The following is a 20,428-nucleotide window of genomic DNA, read 5'->3' on the forward strand; positions in this document are numbered from 1 at the left end:
AGGAAGGCCGGCATTCGCCTAGTCCCCCTGCATGAGGACCACGGTTAAGGGCTGTCACCAGTGGCTGGGTGACGGCCCCTTGAGTTGTCAGAATTGCTTGTTCGACCATCTCGTTTTGGACTTCGTTGCAGCAAGTTGCCAGAAGAGACCTTCCCGATCTGGCTAGGGGGTTGCCAAGTCGACAGCCACCGGGCGGCGAGCCCCGAGATAGCAGAAATCACCTCAGTATGATGGGATTTATGCTGCCGGCACGGCGCAGCTCAAGACGCAGAACGGCGCCACCGAGTGAATTGTTTCCCTCGATCAGCCGCATTAAGAGAGAGAGGAAAATAGTCCTTGCATCGAGCGGCAGCGAACCCAGCAGTCGCGAGCCGTGGTGTCTGACTGCTCAACTCTTTATGACAGGGTTCTTGCTTCGGCAGCGGGTCCGGCGACTGCGGTTTAGGGCCGTCACCTGTGGCTAGGTGGCGGCCCGTCTTGCTCCGCTAGGCGTAAGCGTTCCAGCTCGTTCCGTTCCACACGTACTTACGCCGGGTGCCTGGAGATGTCGTGTTCTCCGCGATATTCTCGATGACGTTGGTCCCGTCAGTCACGACGACGTTGAATGCGCCGGTTGCCGTGGCTTCGCGATGGATCGAAACCGTGTCGCCGCGCTCGCGCTGGACGGCCGAACCGATGCCAGACCCAGCAAGAAGTTCGGGTCTCAGCTGGATCGTCTTGGCGCCTATGATCGGGTCTTCAATCGTGATCGCGGTATGCCGATGCGCGCCGTACATGGCGTAAGTCGCAGCAACGCCACCGGGGATCTTGACCCACAACCTCTCAGTGGTCGAGAAGCAGTAGTTCCAGTTGTATTCTCCGATGCCGAGCAGGTTTAGGTTACCGTGGGACGTCTTTGGCGTCTTTGGGTCGAGAACGAGTTGTTGAGCCCCAGCGAGATAGATACCTTCGATCTTGCAGACGCCAGCATGCGCGCCTCCGTTAAGGCTAAGGGGTTCGTCGTCGCGGTTGAAGTTCAGATGCCAGTCGACATCGTTGAAGCCGTTCGGGGCCTGAACGCGTAGACCCATATTTTTGACGTTCAGAACCGTGCGGCCGAAATGGGAGAACATAGCGGCCGTTCCGGTGAATTCCCCATTCGCCACGCGCGGGTCGAAAACCTGCAACGATGTGAGCAGCAGCTCCGAAGAGGAAACCCTGAAGAACGACGGGTGGAACACATTGGGAAGTTTGTTGCCTTCATGATGTAACGACTTGATTTCGATGAGCTTAGCATTGCTCAGGAAAAGGCTGGTGGCCTCCGTCCACTCGATGTTCATCTGGTCGATGTCCATCTGGCTCGTGTTCTCAAAGCGAACCACTGCTTCGATCAGGGCCGGAATGCGCGCACCCCCTCGATGGCCGCCGCAATAGAGAACGTCCCATTTCGAGCCAGTGCCATCCGCCGTCCACCGGAGAAGGTTCCTCTTTCCGCCGCCGATGTTGATGCGTTGGAACTTGTTCGACCAGATCGTCCCAGCAATCGTCTTCATACCGTCGTAAGGGTCGAAGTAGCCCGCCTCGGCGCCTGCCCCATTGCTGTATGGCTGCACGCTGATCTTATCGAGGTAGCAATAGGTCATTGCTCCCAGCTGAATGCCGGCGCTGTCGACTTGGCCCGTTTGGTCGACCCCGTTGACCACCGAGAGCCCTTGGTATTCCCCGAAATAGCTGCGAACCGTTGTTTCGCCGATCGTCAGAATCGGGTGGTTTTGCGAGTACTGCGCGAAGACGGAGCCGGCATCGCCGCGGACACCCGGAATGCCAGCTTTGATCTGCAGGCCGACCTTCTGAGCACCTTGCATGCCGGTGTAGTGCGCTTCGTACCGACCAGTCGGGACATCGACGTATTTGCCGCTGGCGTCGGCGTAATCGAGCGCAGCCTGCAGAGCGATGAAATTCGCGTCTCTTGTCGTGTCGTCGGTGCCCGAGCCGAGGACGACTGTGCCGCCCTGCGTCGAGATGTCGATCGTGCCGCGGATGCGAGCAGGAAGCGGGAACTTGCCCGCAAGATTGTCCTTGTCGTGCCCGACAATGTAGGTCAGATCGCGGATCGCAAGCGCGTCTATTTCTCCAAGCATTATATATCCTTTCCTTCCAATGGAAGGTGAAGGATTATTGATGTTTGCCTCAGCATGATGGCGGCTGCATTGAGAATCTGATCTCGGCTGCAGCGGCTGGTTGCATGCTTAGCGAGGTCACGGAACGGCCGTTCAGGCGACTAGGCCGGCCTTCGTCGAATTCCTTGACTAAAGAGATAAAGTTTTACCGAACGGATTGGCGCAATAGCAGAACACTTCTGCCAAGCTCTCCTCTATCAAGGAGTGGTTAAATGCAGTTGTGGTTGAGCTATAAAGAACTCGGAGACTTCTTCCAGATAGAGGAGAAAAGGGCCCGCGAGCAGATTATCGAGGCTGGATGGACGCGTCGCAAGGGGAGTGATGGCCTCACGCGAGTGATGCTGCCGCCGGCCACAGCGCATACTTATTTGTTGGAATTTGCGCTCTCAGCCCGAGTCGACGAGCACTTGAGCACCCTTCGGGGCATCCTCCTCCAAGCGGGTGAAGAAGCGCACAGGAGGGCGGCTTAGCCTTCTCAAGCTCATCGATATGGGTGCGATCAGTGTGGAGCGACTAAAAGGTTTGGCATTGCATTAAGACACGATTCTGACTCGACGGGGAACGCGTACACTCTATTCTGCTGCATTATGCAATCTTGCCTTTTAATCTTAAATCTTTAGGTAAATCTGCAAAAGATCGCAGTCACTATTTGGCCGCATGTCCGACTTTGGTATGTCTTTCGGTACGTATGAAAGGCACGCTGATGAATCAAGCCGAAGAAGCATCCATGCCACAGGCTATCAAATCACCACCAAAGATGGGCCTAGCATCGGCAGCCGTGCTCGCAATTGGCGTAGCTCTGGTTCCGGTTTGGACCCTGTTTCTGGTGTGGAAACTCGTTTGGGCGGTCGTCTGACCGCGTCCAAGCGCCTCATCACTAGAAAAAGGCTCGTCTCAGAAAAGGCGCTGCTAAAGCCACGAAAACGAGGAAAGCCGCAACAAGGACGGCCAAAGGAGCGCGGTCTGATTCCATGTACCAATCATAGCAGATCAAACGGGATGCGGCGCCCCTATCCGGAAGAGATTGCGACCAATCCTCACCTGGTTCGATCGGCAAAATGCAACCGTTTTACCTGATGTCATCCCGGTCCGAGCGGCGGCTCGACAGCCAGAACGAATCCACATCGATACTCAGATCGCGGCGCACAACGTCCCTACGCGGCGACGCTTCATGAAACGCTAGCGTCGCCAATATTTCGGTCTCGAAGAGCACCCAACTGCGACCTCGTCGAAGTCGTAGAGCACATGCTCGCCTCGCCTTTTGCTATCACTGAACCAGTCGCTCAATTCGCCCCACGCTGGACGCCGTCATCCCATGCTGGATGACGTGAATGTCGAGGCCCTCATCCGGGTTGCAGAGTAGGGACTCAATCGCTACCACCTAGATGTTGGGCATAGTTTTCCGTCGACGGAAAAGGCTCTTGGGTCTTAGAGAGCGACCTAGATGCACTGCACCGCGTCATGAAGGCAAACCCAGCCGGCCGCTCACTGGCGAGATGCGCGAGGCAACGCCGTAAGGGCCGCCACGCTGAATCGGTTAGAAGCTCATCGGCGGCCTACCTCGCGATCAAACGGGAGCGGAATTTGTCTCTCGGCAGGCCCGGACATTCCCCAATTATAGCCTAAGGGGCATGGCGTGGACGCCGGGCAGAGCGCGCCGCTGATGTCCCCCGTCGTCTTCGAGATAGCCCTCAGGCTATGCCTTCCCCTTGGATCGAGAGCGAGAGCCGCCGCTTACCGTGCTTGTGGGAGGATTGACAGATCGTGTTCTGTGACCTCGATTAGCGAGATCGGACCGCCGGCAAGGACGTCTTCAAACACGCCGACCACAAGTCGACCGCTCTTCCATGCCAACGTATCGAGATTGGTCCGGCCTTTCAGGCAGACTGGCCCGTCGTGGAACGGTGTGTGACCGTGAATGACATGCTTGCCGCGATAGCTATAATCCTCGTCACGTTCGCAGCGAAACCAGAGAAGCTGGTCTGGCTGGCACTCCAGGTTGAACGTCGACACGCACCCAGCATGGACGTAGATGCGATGCTGGTCCTCATAGTGACGAGGAAGGGCGGCAATCCAGTCCAGATGGGCGTCGGGCACCTTCTTACCGTATGAAGCCATCGTGGCGAACCCGCCGTTGCTCAGCCACCAATCGGGCTCCAGCGGCTTGCGGATTGTCTCAAGCATCATCTGTTCGTGATTGCCCATGAGGCAGATCCACCGCCATCCCACTGGAGGGCCGGCCATCAGCCGCGCGATAATCTGGCGGCTTGCTGGACCACGGTCGATGTAATCGCCGGTGAAAACGACGGTCCCAGGCTCGGCCTCTTCGATTTTGGCGAGGGCTGCTTCTAGCAGGTCAAACCGCCCGTGCAGGTCGGAGACAACGTAGGTGGTCTTGCTGAGCGAGCGAAGCAAGGCGGTCATTCCATCATCTTCCATCTGACCGTTTTCGGATGAAAGCCATTGTCCCGCTCGCGCTGCGGTGTGGTCTGATCGCCGTTCGCTTCGGCGACGCCTCGCTTTGGGGAGAGCACTTCCGAGCGTCGCGCTCGATCAACTGATACTAACGCAGCACAGCCATCTATTCATCGCTGGAATGATGCTGTTCCGCATTTACAAGGCGATCGCTCGGCCCTCCTGTTTATCACCCTTGGCCTCGCCATCCGTTATTCGTTGATCGGGCATTCGGGGTGGGCAAGATTCCTGCCCCAGAGCTATCGCACGGCGACGCTCCTGTTCGTCTGCTTTGTCGCTGCCCGTCTTCGGGCGACTCAGCTGGTGAAGCTCGGCACGTGGTCCTATTCGCTCTAACTGCTGCATTTCACGCTCGGTAAGGCATTGCGGGCGGCGCCGAACATCTCGACATATCGGTTCTGATCGCGGTAGCTCTAGGGATCCCAGCATCGATTCCAGCGGCGGCTCTGGTTTCGACCTTCATCGAGAAGCCCGCGCACGAAATGATTAGTAGAAGTGGCGACGGGGCTACCCGAGACATTGACCGCATCAGGCGTGGCGGCCTCTTCCCGGTGATCAGGACATTCCCTCAGTTTGCAATGAATGGTGCAGTCCAATAAGGATTCAGCTGCACTTGCTGGGGAGCAACCGCATGTTGAAGACCGAAGCTACCGACAATCAGCCGAAGCCGATTACTCTTGAAGTAATCGCAAAAACGCATCTTCCGGCGCTTCGCGCCGCCCGCGCCGAAGCGACCTCCCCTGCCGAAATTGCGTCTCTGGATGCGACCATTGCCATTATCGAATGGCAGGTTTTTGGCGTCGATATTGACTAGACCGTCAACGTATCGACCTGGGTAGCGAACAGCAGGCCGATCTCATCCTCGATTGAGACGGGCCCATCGCCGATTGTTGACCACTGATCCGAGTTCGTCGAATTGGCCGCCCCATTTGTATTCAGGTCAAGGTAGGCAGCGAGACTGTTAGTCCCGACATTGGCCGAATGAGCGCGTTGATGGCGTCTCGTTTCGTCCCGCCCGTATCGTGCCCGGTGGGGGGACGTAGCAAACGACAGCCCCCACCGCGCGGCGAATCGGGGCGGGGCTTCTTTTCATTCCCCTGCAGCAATACAAGTACAGGCGCGTGGGCGACGACATGAAATCTGCCCGCGCTCAATTCGGCTGCTTAATGGCGGCGACGGCATCCTTTTCGGGTGCTTCCGCACTTGTCTAAAGCGCCGTTGCTCGCAGCTGGCGTGGCGGCGTCTATTGAAGCGCCAGCAACGCCACCGTTCTCTTCCGGCTAACCATCTCGACCGAGCTTAGCAATGTCCCAAGAGGGGACGACCCGCCGGCCGTCTCCCCCAGCTTGGCCGGCAATCATCGTCGTCCCACCGCATGAGAACTGCGGTTTAGGGTCGTCACCTGTGGCCAGGTCGCGGCCCGTTTTAGATGAACCGCGGCCTCAGAAGCGTCGGAGAGGCAGACAAGACCCTCGTGAACTTCCGGCAGTGCTTCGCGCTCTGGCGAGGCCGCACTCGCTATCCTTGGAATCGGCCGTCAAGTGGATTGCGACGGGGCGGTCATGCTGCGCTTCCCCGATCAGGGAGGTCTGCATGCCAAAGCTCCAATCCTGCCGCAACCCACTGCTATCCCGCAGGAGGGCTAGCTATCAGCCGCTTGGTGATCTGCCTGCTTTCGGGGCCCGGTCGATGCAATCGCCCGTGAAAATGTTCGCATCCGTCAGGTCGCGGCCGTGCAGGGTCCGCGATCACATATGTCGTCATTGAAGAGTGAACCGTCAACTGGACAGATTCCCGCCGTTACTTTTCCGTGATCGTGGGGCATAGGTTCGCGATGATACCGAGGCTTCTTCATCAGACCGCGCGAACCAAGCGCCTATCTTGGGAGGAAGCGGTCTTGCGGAAAAGGATGCAAAGGCACCTTCCGGACTGGTCGTTCGCCCTTTGGGATGATGATGATAATTCGGAACTGATGGCTCGGTATTTTCCGGAACAAGTGGGAGTTTACGAGCGCATCAAGCTAGGCGTCATGAAGTCGGACATTGCCCGGCTGGCACTATTATACGCTCACGGCGGCTTCTACGTCGATACGGACTACTTCATGTATCGACCGATCCCGGACGAAATCAGACGTCACCCGTGCATCCTGCCTGTCGAGCAGGCCTCTGATTGGTCGGAGCGTTCATTCAGGATCGGGAACGCCGCTCTAGGTGCTGAAGCCGGGCATCCGTTCCTTGCTGACTTCGTCAAGCACGCCTGTGAAGTTGCGTCCCGAGACGATCCGGAAGAACAGAAATCAGTCGTTGGGGTTGCTGGCCCCTATGCGATCACGATGTACCTTCACGCCAATCGTCATCGCTATCAGAGGGTTTACTACCCACCGAGGAGTGTGTTCTTTCCTCAACGAAACGGGCGCGGACCAGACACGATCGGCAAACACCTCTGCTGGGGTTCTTGGCGGAGCAAGCCATTAAGGGCCGGATTACGCACAGCCCTGCGTCGCAAGCTTGAAGGAGCTGTTGCGCTCTGGTCTTAAGCTGCCATTAGACGGGGATCGGCTCGCCTTCGCTAACCTTACCTGTTGCTGGGTCACCACGCACTTTCTAGGTGCAATAAGCGGCCACTTCCGAACTCCTCAACAGTATCGAAGCCCCACCTGGCGTCACGCTCGCCGCATCGGCGTGACCGCTACTTATGAGCCATTGTACGCGCCTGGGGATGCGGATCGTCTGAGACGAACGAAAAGCCCCGCCGCGGCGAACCGGGCGGGGAAATCTCGTTAACCATAACTGTTGCGCGAGTGTCACTGCAATAGCGTCCGGAACGTGCAACAGTCGGCTGCCTGCGGACCCTCAACTGTACGCAGCCCATGGGCCGTCACGCCTGCCGCATCGGGCGTGGCGGCCTTCTTATGTGCCATCGTACGCACATTGGCTGTGATTCCGATATTAATTTTGGCCGGAAGCAGAACCCCGTCAGGAATGGCCTCTTACGCGAGGAATAGCCGGATTGAGCGGTTCGGACTTTTGGGCGCAATCATGGAGTTTCCGGCGGTATGGCTGTTTCATAGCTATGACGATGACGGGCATAGAAGGCCTATCCGTGCTTCCGACTCAATGCCGCCTAGTTTCAACGTTCCTCTAAAAGCTCATTTGCGTGATTCGGAAGGCGGCTAGTGCCACGTAAAACGTCCTCCCGAATTGCTCCGGCAGTGCTGGTGTTGGGAATAGTCCTCAACCTTTGCTGGATCGGAATGATGGCACTCGGAGCTTTTTGGTCCATCACGGCGGCCTTCTGAATAGCTAGAGGTTAGGTCGCCGGACACGAAAAACCCCGCCGCGGCGAACCGGGCGGGGCCATTTCAGAACTCAGTGGATGCGGCCGTGCTGAGTTCTAAGAAGAGCAATGCATCGGATCATTGACGCCAGCAACGTAAGCTGAAAATTTACCTAAACGTTTAAGCTTACCGGCAGGTCGAGGCTCCGCCCCCCATGGTTGCATCCACGATTTTGATACTAGCTAGTCGCAAAAACCAACGGGACGAAGAGCGCCTCCGAAAGAGCGTGCGGCGCTTCTCAGAGAAGCTCTGATATGTCGCAGGGCCGTGGGCGCGCCCGCAGTCTTATAGCCATCCTCGTCTTTGCGGTCGGTATCCTTTCCACGGCCGCCTGGATCGCATTCCTCTTTTGGTTCGCAGGAGGGCTTCTCAAAACCTGCCCGAATGCCGGGTAGGCTTCGTGCCCCTCGAAGGCTGCACACAACGTGTTGCGAAATTAACTCTCACAACCAAGTGTAATAAAAGACTCCGAAATTCAGTAGCTTCCATCCTTAACAAATGCTTAAGGTGCGCCCGCAACCTCTCTCCGCATGCGGGCGGCTGGGACTACAGGAGACTACAACCATGACCGTACTTGTTCCCGGCGCGACAGCCGGCGGAGATGCGATTTGGGGTATTGCGGGAACTAACTCCAAACTCGAAGGCAAGGCTGGAAACGATCAGTTGATCGGCTCGAACGGCGACGATCTGATCCTAGGCGGACACGGCAGCGACGTTTTGTTCGGCGGTGCTGGCGAAGACACCTTCGTTTTCGATAAGTTCGCTAAGGCGGGAGACGTCGATTTCGTCGACGATTTCAAGTTTGGCGTCGACTCCCTGAAGTTTGGCGAAGGCGTGACCATCCTTGGCGCGTCTGCGTCGTTGAAAGGCGCGGGAATCGACTTCAATGGCATCGATCTTCATAACGACGCGAAGGCCTACGACCTCAAGCTGACGCTGCAGATCGTCGATGGCGACAAGACATTCACTCAGGAAGTCTATCTCGTCGACGCCCTGAAGAACGCCGGTTGGCATGCTGATGACTTCGAAGCTTATCTCAAGGGGATCAATCACGGCGAAGCCGTCGACATCCAGTTCGCCTGACTCTCCCTTCGGGCACGTCAAAGGCAATCGACCCCGCCGGGCTTGTTCGGCGGGGTTTTTCGTGGATCAGAACGATCCCTCATTTTCGCAACGGCTAAAGCGACCCGAAAAAAGGTTGGTTGCGCCTCTTGGGAAGCAACCCAACGTCGATGACTGAACTCACTGATGACAATCAACCTAAGACGATCAGCCTAGAGACGATTGTGAAGCTCCACCTGCCCGCGCTTCGGCCGCGCGCGCTGAAGCGGAGGTTTACTGCCGAGATAGCATCTCTAGACGCGACCATGACTCTGATTGAGTGGCAAGCTTCCGGCCCGGACCCAGGCTAGATGCAGTGAAGACTGATCGTCACAGACAACAATGGCCAGAAACCGAGTATCCCCATACGATAAGAATCAAACCATTCGGGATCAGTCTCATAGACTGACGTTCGCAGAGGTCGTTTGCGATCCACACCGCCAAAATCGCAGTTATTCGTTCGGCCTTCAGGTCCTTTGCCTTAGTCGGAGCCTTGTTCGCGATTTCAGTTTTGCAGGGAGTTATCACGGTCTTCTTGAATCTGAACAGAGGGCGGAAGCTCTGGGCGCTGCCCTACTTTTCCTTGTCTCGGCTTTCTTTTACTGCTGGTCGCGGCTTGGGGATTCCGGCGCCGTTTTGCTCATGTGCTCTCCCTGGCCGAGGCGAGGCTCAATTCAATGAGCGGGTCCCGGCGAGCGGTACAGCAGAAGCCCCAGTTCGACACAGGTAGGCGACCAATACTCGTGCGTTTACTGACCGAGGGTGGTCACCACCCCACCGCGAACTTATGTCGCAACGGAAGATTGAAAACGGCGAAGTATTAGCCTCCAATTTGGAGAGATCTAGATTAGACCTCGCACCGAGGGTCGGGGAAACGAAGGTGTCTTATGCTTTGATAGTTGCGGTCGGTCCAGGCCAAATCAGGGAGGCATTAGACTCCATTGATAGCTTCCTTTACTTTTGCCCTCCCAATTGCCGCATAATTGCAATCGACGATCACACGGAGGACGGAACGTACGCTGCTCTGTTAGCGCTTAAAGACCCTCGATTGGTCATTCTCCGAAACACTCGACCTGAGAAATATGCCGGCCTAGTACATACGATCGCTGACGGCTTAGCGGCTGCGCTCCACTCAGCAGAGCTTCGCCTCGTCCTCAAGACGGACACCGACGCGCTAATGATTGGGTGCGGCCTATTTCACGATGCCCAAGAATTCGCTTTGGCGAACCCCACGGTTGGCATCTTTGGCCGCTATGCAATGAATTACGATGGTTCCCCCAAAAGTTTCGGCAATATGCCCGATGTTTTTCGTTGGCAGATCCATTGGAAGCGCCGATTTGTGCCCGGAACCCGCGACTTCAGAAATGTCGTAAGAAGGGCAACATCTAACGGGTGGACATTGGGCGAGAATGTTTTCGGAGGTGGTTATTTCTTAAGTTCGGAATGCGCTCGATCTATCGCTTCAGCTGGTCTCCTGCATACCCGGAGCATACTTAGAAGCTGCAGCGCAGTGATAGCTGAAGATGCCTATATGACCATGGCGGCCTACGCTGTGGGGATGCGGCCGGGTCAGTTCGCCCATCCCAAAGGGCCGATGGGTCTAGCCTATGACGGACTACCAGCCCCACCAGCGGTGCTGCGAAGAGAAGGTATGAAATTGATCCACACGGTGGACAAGGGAAAGTTCACTCCAAGATGCACAGAAAGCCCCCATAATCCTCGGGAATTTTTCTCAAAGCTTCGCGCTTATGGTGACTTTCAAGTCACTGAAGACCCTTCCAATTCATTCAAGGCTGTTGCAACCTAAGATCACCTGTCGGCGACCGGAAGGTTGACGGCCCTCCTATGTCTGAAGGGGGGTATTGCTTGAACGCTGTACTGACCGAACTTCTCTCCACTCATTCTGTCACCGCACCAAGTGGCAGGATATTTCAGACCACCGTCGGCGTTTCCAGAGAGGATGCCTCCTTCATCAGCGACATCATCAACGCGGACCCCGAGATCGTCAGGACGCTCGAAGTCGGCTGCGCCCTCGGATTTTCTTCCCTCGCAATATGCGAGAGCACCAAGGCTCGGAGCGGCGCTCACCACACCATAGTTGATCCCTTCCAAGTCAGCGGATGGGAAGAGCTAGGCGTCTTCCATTTGAGAAAGGCCGGCCTCGATCATTTCGAGCTCGTGACTGAAGGATCCGAGTTTGCTCTCCCGCGATTGGCCAAGCAGATGCCGGAGAGCCTCGATCTCGTGTTTATCGATGGCGACCACACCTTCGAGTACACGCTTGTGGACCTCTTCTTCTCAGACCGGCTTGTTAGAAAGGGCGGCTACATTCTGGTGGACGACGCCTCCTGGCACACGGTGGCGCGAGCGATCTACGAATACCTCGTTGGCAACAAGAAATATAGATTTCATGCCCGCCACGCCGGGCGACGTGCGCCGGCGAAAGCCATGCTTGCCAACGCTGCAAGGCCAATGGCAACGAAAGGAATCCTACGCCACCTTCCAGACGCGGTCGCAACGAAGCTCATGGCCGTTGATCTAGGAGACATGGTGGCCTTCCAGAAGACCGGCTGACGCCCAAGCATTTGGGCACGCCCCGGAGGGGTCGTAGATCGCATAGCGGACGTCCGCCGCATGAGCGTGGCGGCCTCTCGTCTTTTCGTTATTGTGACCGTATGCGGCTAGATACAATTCAACAGATCTCATGGCTAGCCATGGCGCGTGCGGCTCTCAGGACCGGCAACGCCAGTCTAATCCCATGCCGTCGAACAAGGCTTTTGCTCAAAGGCGAACTTGCAATATCTGGCCGTCTCTTGGTCGGCCTTCAGTGGTCAGGGAACTACCCCGAGGAAACCCAGTTCTTGATGAAGCGTGGGAGCCGCTGCGAGGTAAACGGCTACTTCCGCATCATGTCGGGGGCTCGCGTCGGACTTGCTCCCGGCGCCGTTCTGTCGCTCGGTAGCGGCTACATCAACAATGAGGCGCGCATCACTTGCATGCGCCGAATTTCGATCGGCGAGAACGTTGCGATCGGCCCCTATTTCAAAGCCCGAGATGATGATGGACACAGCATAAGTGGCGCCAAGGATTCTGCCGGCATCCGGATCGGTGACAATGTCTGGATCGGGATGAATGTGACTGTTCTGAAGGGCGTTACTATTGGAGATGGTGCGATCATCGCGGCCGGCGCTGTCGTCACTAAAGACATCCCCTCCGGGATGCTCGCCGCTGGCACGCCTGCCCGCCCGATCCGAAAGGCAGAATGGACTTAGTGACTGCCATCGGCCTTAGCTTGCGGGTCGCGTCTCCCGTCGACTTGCGTGGCTCAGGGAGGCACATCCTTAATGTACTTGGCTGGGACACCACCAACTACAGTATAGGGCGGGACATCCCGGCTTACGACAGCACCTGCGGCGACCATCGCACCCTCGCCTATGCTAACACCGCCTAAAATAATCGCACCCGCCCCGATCCAGACCTTGTCGCCTACCGATATGGATTTGGCTTCGCCGCCCCATCCGTTCTCGGAACTCCAGCGCAGGTTGTGCCCCATTGTCTCAAAGCTGACATTGGGACCGATGGCACAGTGCTCGCCGATGGATACCGTGGCTTCTCCTCCGACACCGATACGCAACCCAACGTTGATGAATGTATTACGGCCAATGCAAATTTGCTCAAGGCGGCCGAACTGCGTCAGGTTAAGTGGCCCTCTGATCTCGGACTTTTGAGCCTGCACGCCCGCGAGCCGCAAGAGACGCCACCTATGAAAATCTAAACGCCGTATGCGCAAAGGCGCGTTGGCCAAGCCCAGCAAAATTGTTTCTATCATCAATCGGACCCGTAACACGCCTTTGAAACCCACCAGGATACTCCTCTTCAAGCTCCTAAGTATGGCAGCCCGCCATAAACCCATTGGCCGGGCCTGAAGCGCGAACTCGGCGGATTCGCTCAACGTTGTGGGGGATCGATTCCGCGTGCGTAGTCTCCCTCATCGCTTCGACCGGCCTATGCGTAGAAGAGAGTGTTACTCGTCGCGGTATTCATCACGACCGGCTCCGGTTTAGTTTAGTCGCGGTAGGTACTCGGCTTGATGGAATGTTGCATCGCCGTCTGCATTGTGGTGGCGATTGCAAACGATTGCTACGCCATGGATACGCTCTTAGCGTGCGGCGTCTTTTGTGGAAAACTGGTCGACGAAGAACGTGGGAGTAATGCGATTCTCTCGCGGCGGGGTGTGCGGCAGGAAGGCCCTTCTCTCTCGCCGCCGCCTTTCTTACCTTTAGTCGGCTGCCTCGCTCTTGATCGCTTCGTCGGCAGGAGAACACGACTGGGAGAACAACATGTACTCAGGAGCAGGAAATGAGGTTAGGCGCCTTTGCAGCAAGTCTCCTCGTAGCAACTCCTGCAGCTGCACTAATCACATTTTACTGGAATTCTGCCCGAGATGATGCCGCAGCTGTTTGCGAGCAGATAATTAAAAGGCAGATGGATAATCCGTCATCATACCGACAGATCAGCGCCAAAGTCGCTGGCGATCGAGTATTAATCGAGTACGATGAAAATACTGGTGACGGAATTCCGGTGATGTATTCGAAGACATGTTTCTTCGAACGTTCTGAAGATGACAACGGCTGGCTGCCCGCGCCGTGGAAGGCGATCGATGAACACGCTGAAGCTTTGCACGCTCTTCAGAAGACTCTCCCGGCGGAGCCTTCTTTAACGGCCGAGAGGAAAGCTCAGCTCCGAAAGCAAGTTTCTGAGCTATTAGCTCGAGGGGATGAGATCAGGACTCAATCCGTTCAGGACAGTAACGTTGTGATCGAACTCGGCCTAAAGCCAATCCCATTGAACAGTACCCGGCTATCACAGTGACAGCCTGAAGCGGCCGACCCCAGCCAGAGTAAGCGCCCGTGCCGGATCATTTCTGACGGCGTAAGTTGCGTGCAGCCCAAAAGCCGCTGGCCATCTTGGAGAGGAGGTCCGTTTCGTCGATCCCAAAAAACCCTGTCGTGAGCGACAGGATTTCTTTGGAAGAGTGGCATTGTGCCGCTAAAAATACGCCGAACAGCGCCTTTACCCGATCCATCCTCCAACAATATGGCCGTCGCTCAGATGTCCTGCTGCGGTTAAGCTTTGCACTGTCCAATTTTCCAAGACAACGCTTCCGAATGCCGCTGACGCAATCTCGACGCCATCTGCCAAACGATCTTTGTTGAGATCAACATTTTTAACGCTGTAGCTCACGTTGCTCGCGTGTAGGTCGAGGAAATTTGTATAGACGTCGAAGCTCTCCGAGAGCTCCTGGACAATACCAATAGTATCGAAATTTGGATCGAAATCGACGATGCGATCGCGGCCGAACTCGGGGCCAAAGATAAAGGTATCGGCGCCTTCACCGCCGCTCATAACGTCGTTATTTCCGCCGCCGACAAGAACGTCGTCGCCATCTCCGCCGTTCAGGACGTCATTTCGCATCCCACCCAAAAGTATATCGTCGCCAGATCCTCCGAAAAACTGATCATCTCCGGCACCTCCACTCAGGAAATCATCGCCAGATCCTCCGTTGAGTTCGTCATGTCCGAGATCCCCTCGCAGCTCGTCATCTCCGGCATGCCCTCGCAACGCATCGTTGCCACCGCCCCCCGAAATCACATCGTCACCCAAGCCGCCGACAATCGTATCCGAGCCAGCGCCTCCATTTTGTACGATACCTTCCGCTTGGAGCACGGTGTCGTCGCGAAAATCGAGGTTCTGAATGCGGGTGTCACCGGTGCGGTCGGTATCGACCTCGTTATAGGCCTGCTCCGAATAGTGCTCGGCGAGATATTCCGCAAAGGCGTCCTGCTCGGTGCCTTCGGCTGCGAAATTGGCGACCTGGTCGGCATCCGGAACGAGGTCCGGGGTCAGGTTGACAACATTCGCGAAGGCCGGATTGGCCGCAATGAACTGGGCGAAGGGATAGCTGTCGCCACCGGTCAGGAGGAAGCTCAGCGTCACCAGACGGAAGGCCTGCGCCGGATCGACGACGAGTTCGCCGTTCTCGACGAGAGCCATGGTCGGGTTGCCGTTTTCGTCGATCAGCGCCGCCGAGAGGACGCGCTGGCCCGTCGGCAGGTCGTCGTCGAAGCTGAACGAGACGCCGCCGATCTGGGCGAACTGGCCCGGCGTCGCCGTCGACGTGGTCGCGGCAACCGCATGCTCGAGCACCAACAGGAGCTGAGCGGCCGTCACCGTGACGAGCGAGAGCGCGTTGTTGAAGCGCAGCGAGTTGGCGATGTCGAGCTGCGAGATTTCGCCTTCCTGCTTGCCGGCGTCCGGGTTGGCCGCCGGGGGCAGTTCCTGCGAGGAACCACCGACCGCTTCGACGCGGCCGATGGAGTCACGCACGCCGCCGCCGTTCTTGATCGAGATCAGGACGGTGTCGTCGACCTGCTGGGCGTACCAGAGATTGGCGTCGGCCGAGAGGTTGCCGAGATTGGTTTCCTGCTGGCGGATCTCTTCGCGGCGGCCTTCAAGATAGACTTCCGAGCTGCCGAAGATATTGCCGTCCTGGGCGGTGATGATCGCATCGACCGCATTGGTCACATCGCCGATCAGGTCGCCGCGGCTGCCGTGCTCAAAGGCCGTGTCGGTGGTGCCGTCGCCGTCAATGTCGAGCGGGTTGGAATAGAGCTCGTCGACCGTTTCCTGGTCCGCGGCATAGGCGCCGCTTACATTCGGGTCCACGCTGTCGGCGATCAGGTCGCCGTTCTCGTCGAACTCGACGACCAGGCGGCCGACATACGAGTATTCGCTGTCGGTGTTGACGATCGCCAGCGCCTTGCCGTCGGCGTTCGTGGTCAGGAGCGGATAGGTGTCCACCGCCGTGTCATCCGGCAGCAGGTCGTCGGTCGCGTCGGCGAGCAGCGTGTGCGAGCCGCCGGCAATGATGATGTCGACGCCGTGCAGCAGCGGAGCCAGCGCTTTTTCCAGAGCGAGCTGCTGCAAATGGCTGACCAGGATGATCTTGTTGACGCCCTGCGCGAGCATCGCATCGATCGTCGGCTGCAGGATCGCCGCCAAAGCCGGCATGTCGTCGACATTGTCGCCGATGATCTCGATACCGCCGGTCGAGGAGATGCTCTGGACGATCTGGGTCGTCGCGCCGACGACGCCGATCTTCTCGCCGTTCTCGGTGATGATCGTGGCCGGCGCGATCTTCTTGGCCGACAGGCCGGTCGGGCTGCCGGGCAGATCGACGGTCGGGTCGATATTATAGCTGGCGGCGTCGCGGATTTCCGACGTGTAGAGCGGGTTCAGGTTCGGATCGCCCGAGAAGTCGGTGTTCGCCGAGAGATAGGGGAACTGCGCGCCGAGCCAGCCGGCGCTCGCACCGTCGACCACATTGGTGCGGCCGATGATGTTCTGGAACTCGCGGGTGCCGGCATCGTATTCGTGATTGCCGATGGCGGAGGCCTGGATGCCGAGCATGTTCAGGATCGCCATGTCGGCGCGGCCGACGCTGGCGCCGAGGTTCAGCGTGCCCGGCGCGAGGTCGTAATAATCCTCTAGCGCCGTCTCGATCGCTTCCTTCATCGCCGGATCGCCGCCCGCGTTGAAGAACGGGCTCGGCAGATAATTGTCGCCGGACGACAGCGTGATCGAGTTTTCTTCGGTATCCTCGAGATAGTCGACGATGGCGCCGAAATATTTCGCGCGGTCGACGGCGCCGAGGCCGGCTTCGAAGTCGGATGCGTGCAGGATCTGGAGCTTGAAGTTCTCAGCCACGGGGGCTTCCTCCTCGGTAAGATTGAGGCCGATGATGATGGGATCGTGATCGGAGACGCGGACAACGGAATCCGGGTCGAAAATGTCGGGGTCGCGTCCGAAATCGGTGTTGTAGTCGAGCCCGTCGGCCTCATCGGAGTTGATGTGCCATTCGGTGACGCCCGTGATTTCGCCGGCGAGGTCGCCATTGGCGAAGATGTAGTCGAGTGAGCCGGTTTGGCCGTCGAACACATAGGAATACGGGTCTTCCAGGCGCTCCTGGAGGTTCTCGTAACCCGCGCTCTTGATCAGATCGATCGTGTCTTCGCGGAAGTAGGAGTTGAAGTCGCCGAGCAGCAGCACGTCCTTGTCGCCCGAACCCGTTGGATCGGTGGCGATCCAGTGCGTCAGGGCGGTGGCCGCCAGCTCGCGCTGGTTCGTCCAAGCGCCCTGGCCGTCGAGCGCGTCCGCGTCGGCACCGGTCGGCGGGGCGTCTGCCGAGGCGCTCTTGGACTTCAGATGATTGACCGCCGCGGTGAATTCGTAGCCCGTTGAGAGTTCCTCGAAGGTTACCGCGAGTGCGGCGCGGCTGGTGTTGACGCCGTTGAAGATGGCGCCGAGCTCGCTCTGGTCGAGAAGCTCCGCCGAGACCTGGCTGTCGTCGAGGATCGCGACGTTGCCGGACACCGCAACAGTCGACTGCTTGTAGATGCAGGCCACCGCGATCGCGTCGCCGCCGACGAATTGCTGGCCGGGATCAACGCAGGCATAGACATCGCTGCCGAGCTTCTCGTTCAGCTTGTCGACGAGATATTGCAGCGCGTTGCCGCTTGAGCCGAGCAGGAAATCGTTCTCGATCTCGAGCAGGCCGAGCACGTCCGCGTCGAGCGTCGCCAGCACGTTGACGAGCTTCTCGGTCTGGCGATCGAACTCGGCAATGCCGTCGGCGCCACGCGGATCGAAGCCGCCGGCAGTGTTGTCGCCCGGATTGTCGGGAGAGCCCGAACCTTCCTGGATCGAGTCGATCATCTTGAAATAGTTGAGAACGTTGAAGCTCGCGACCTTGAGACGTCCACCGACGTCCTCCGGCGCATCTTCACGTGGATTGGCGCTGACGAATTCGTTCGCGCCTTCCTCGACCGAACGAACACGCCAGGTCGAGCCCGATGCGGAAGCGCCGGCCCACTGATAGTCCAGCACGCCGGTCAGGCCGGTCACGGTGTCGCCCATGCGCGGCGCGTTCGCGGTGTCGTAGTCCGGGCCGAAGCCGTCGAGATTGCCGATCGGCTGATTCTGCGTATTCAGGCCGTCGTCATAGGTGATGGTGCGGCTGCCGAGCTCCTGCAGGTGCTGCTGATAACCCGCCGCGTCCGGCTCGTTGTCGTGGGTGAACTGCGCCTCGCGGTCGCCGGCCACGAGCTTGATCTCGTTGAAGCGGTCGAGGTTGAACTGCTCGCTGATGGTCAGCGTCTCGGGAATCGTGACCAGCATGCCTTCATAGGCTTCGAGGTCAGGCTGGTACTGGCCGTTCTGGTTCAACGTCACGCCGGCGGACGGCAGGTCGATCTCGACCGCCATCGTGTTGATGTCGGCGACGGCGCCGGCCTCCACCACGGTGACATTGGTCGCGTTGAGCTGCGTCAGGCCGAAGTTCTCGGTGACCGTGGCGGTGACGCGGACGCGGTCGCCGACGTTCAGGCCGGCGGCATCGCCGCCGAACACGAAGACGCCTTCGGAGGACAGGGCATTGCCGTCCTGGTCGACCAGCTCTTCCTGGAGATAGAAGCCGCCGAGATTGCGCCCGCCGTCGGCGTCACCGTTCTGGAAGTCGCCGACCACGATCGCCTCGACCGTCACGATCTGGCCGACCATGGTGCTCGCCGCGCCCGTGCCCTGGATCTGGCTGATCTTGGTGACGTCGTCGTTCTGGATCGTGCCGGTCGCCGAGCCGTCGGCAAGGATCGCCTCGCCGCTCTGGTTCACGACATTGCCGAGGTTGACGTTGAAGGTCTCGTTCGCCTCGGAAACTGTGTCGCCCCTGATCGTGACGGACACGGTCTGCGTGAGGTCGCCGCCGGCGGCGAAGCTCACCGTGCCGTTCGTCGCGTCGTAGTCCTCGCCGGCCGTCGCCGTGCCGCCCGAGGTCGCGTAATCGACGGCGAACGCGCCGCTATTGTCGCTGCGCGTCACGGTGAAGGTCAGGGTCTGGGTGCCGTCATCGCCCTCGACGATCGTGGCATCGCCGATCGAAACGCGGGTGCCGGTCTCGCCGCCGCCCACGGTGTCGACCGTGACGTTGTCGATGCCGAATTCGTCGACATTGCCGCCGCCGGTCGAGGTGTCGTGGCGCCAGCGCAGGTCGAGGAACCCGTCTGCGGCAATTCCGAGGCCCGACAGGTTGAGCGCGTTCGCTCCGGTATTGCTGTCGTAGAGGGCGGTCTGCCCGGACTGCGCGGCCGGGGTCGCGAAGGCGCCGGCCGGCACCGCCGTGAAGGTGACGCCACCATCGGTCGAATATTCGAAGACGAGACTCGATGCGCGGTCGCCGGTGTTGCGGAACGCCCAGTCGAAGCCGATCGTCACTGCGTCCAGAACCGAACCGGTCGTGTTCTGCACCCGCGCCTGGATCGCGCCGTCCTCACGGCCTTCGGCCGCGGTCGCCTGGTACATCAGGGCCGCGCCGTTACCCGGCGTCGCTGCTGCAAGCGCGTAAAGGCCGGCCGTGGTCGGATCGCCGCTGATGACGCCGCGTCCGAAATCGGAATCGCCTGAGGTCGAGCTGTAGGTGCCGCCGAACTGCGGATCGGCCTCGTCGCTCAGGCCGGTCGCACGCCAGACGTCGGAGTCGAGCTGGCCCGCCTCTGGAATTGGAGCCAATCCGCCGGCAGTAAACCCGTCGAAACTCTCTTCCAGCAGACGCACCATTTTGCTCCCCTGAACGTAAATTGACGATACATCAGGCGATAAGCGTAATTGCATTATCACTACATTACGGTGACAACGTATTGCGGAAGATATTTCTGCAGATAATGGCTCATGTTTTCCCGATAGAGCATAATAACTACGCTCTGTACATCTCTCTCTGGAAATCAATATTAGGTAGAGCTACCCGCGCTGTGATCCTCTTTGTATAGGATCTCTATCCCGGCATTTACGGTCAGCATGGCAAACGATGCGGTATCCGCACCGATACCGAATCCATCTTTGTGATCTGAAGATGGGCTTGCTTCATTCGTCGCTAAGGTGCTTGCTTCCGCTTGAAAGCCGCCGAAGATGTCCGCCAAATCGATGCCGTCATCGCCCTGCGATTCCAAAATCAAATCACGAACGTCGATATTCGCCAGTGCGCTCGTCTCAAAGATAAACTGATCGTCTGCAGCCTGAGGACCGAGGCGCGCTCCATCCAATGGACCCGCAATGTCGTGGTCGAGCATGCTTGCGCTGTCAAATGAGCGCCAAATCTCTTCATAACCGGCAGGAAATGCGAAGGTGTCGTTTCCACCCCCCTGCTCGTCGATGACGTTGACGGTGAACGAGCCGGCGGCAAGGTCGATGGCGTCGCCGTCAAAGTCGGTGAACTTCATCAGCTTCGACAAATCGAGAGCAAGAC

At 58.4% G+C, this 20,428-nt stretch carries 11 protein-coding genes; 6 read left to right on the forward strand and 5 right to left on the reverse strand.

What is annotated here, in order from left to right; translation table 11 throughout:
• Window positions 1-485: 485 nt before the first annotated feature.
• Together ACFPFW_RS04650 and ACFPFW_RS04655 are read right to left on the reverse strand one after the other, a co-directional pair.
• Window positions 486-2,120: a hypothetical protein gene (locus ACFPFW_RS04650; RefSeq protein WP_114957093.1), complete on the reverse strand. Its 1,635-nt coding sequence runs from the start codon at window positions 2,118-2,120 to the stop codon at window positions 486-488.
• A gap of 1,773 nt (window positions 2,121-3,893) precedes the next feature.
• Complete coding sequence (locus ACFPFW_RS04655; protein ID WP_114957231.1) at window positions 3,894-4,583, reverse strand: metallophosphoesterase family protein; 690 nt, start codon at window positions 4,581-4,583, stop codon at window positions 3,894-3,896.
• 682 nt (window positions 4,584-5,265) lie between these two features.
• Here ACFPFW_RS04655 and ACFPFW_RS04660 point away from each other — a divergent pair.
• From ACFPFW_RS04660 to ACFPFW_RS04680, 5 genes are all read left to right on the forward strand, one after another.
• Window positions 5,266-5,448 carry a hypothetical protein gene (locus ACFPFW_RS04660; RefSeq protein WP_114957091.1) on the forward strand — a complete coding sequence of 61 codons (183 nt, stop codon included), beginning with the start codon at window positions 5,266-5,268 and terminating at the stop codon, window positions 5,446-5,448.
• A gap of 1,095 nt (window positions 5,449-6,543) precedes the next feature.
• Entirely contained in the window at window positions 6,544-7,170 is a 627-nt protein-coding gene (locus ACFPFW_RS04665; RefSeq protein ID WP_379769628.1) for a glycosyltransferase family 32 protein, read from the forward strand.
• A gap of 1,299 nt (window positions 7,171-8,469) precedes the next feature.
• Window positions 8,470-9,054, forward strand: a complete 585-nt coding sequence (locus ACFPFW_RS04670) for a calcium-binding protein (protein WP_114957090.1) — start codon at window positions 8,470-8,472, stop codon at window positions 9,052-9,054.
• A gap of 1,884 nt (window positions 9,055-10,938) precedes the next feature.
• Complete coding sequence (locus ACFPFW_RS04675) at window positions 10,939-11,646, forward strand: class I SAM-dependent methyltransferase (RefSeq protein ID WP_162799680.1); 708 nt, start codon at window positions 10,939-10,941, stop codon at window positions 11,644-11,646.
• A 203-nt stretch (window positions 11,647-11,849) separates the two neighbouring features.
• Window positions 11,850-12,344, forward strand: a complete 495-nt coding sequence (locus ACFPFW_RS04680; protein ID WP_162799679.1) for an acyltransferase — start codon at window positions 11,850-11,852, stop codon at window positions 12,342-12,344.
• Window positions 12,345-12,397: 53 nt separating this feature from the next.
• Here the strand turns inward: ACFPFW_RS04680 and ACFPFW_RS04685 are convergent, their stop codons facing one another.
• Window positions 12,398-12,934, reverse strand: coding sequence for a DapH/DapD/GlmU-related protein (locus ACFPFW_RS04685; RefSeq protein ID WP_379769632.1), 537 nt, complete (start codon window positions 12,932-12,934; stop codon window positions 12,398-12,400).
• 497 nt (window positions 12,935-13,431) lie between these two features.
• Between ACFPFW_RS04685 and ACFPFW_RS04690 the strand changes: the two genes are divergently transcribed.
• The gene (locus ACFPFW_RS04690) at window positions 13,432-13,944 is read left to right on the forward strand and encodes a hypothetical protein (protein ID WP_162799678.1); all 513 of its coding nucleotides are present in this window, start codon (window positions 13,432-13,434) and stop codon (window positions 13,942-13,944) included.
• Between the two features lie 201 nt (window positions 13,945-14,145).
• On the opposite strand, the gene ACFPFW_RS04695 is transcribed toward ACFPFW_RS04690, so the two are convergent.
• Together ACFPFW_RS04695 and ACFPFW_RS04700 are read right to left on the reverse strand one after the other, a co-directional pair.
• On the reverse strand, window positions 14,146-19,743 hold the full coding sequence (locus tag ACFPFW_RS04695; protein ID WP_379769635.1) for an ExeM/NucH family extracellular endonuclease: 5,598 nt from the start codon (window positions 19,741-19,743) through the stop codon (window positions 14,146-14,148).
• Window positions 19,744-19,913: 170 nt separating this feature from the next.
• Window positions 19,914-20,428 (reverse strand): hypothetical protein (locus tag ACFPFW_RS04700; RefSeq protein ID WP_379769638.1); only part of this gene is annotated, 515 nt, incomplete at its 5' end.

Origin of the sequence: Flaviflagellibacter deserti, assembly GCF_042652085.1 — a bacterium.
GTDB lineage: Bacteria > Pseudomonadota > Alphaproteobacteria > Rhizobiales > Methylopilaceae > Flaviflagellibacter > Flaviflagellibacter deserti.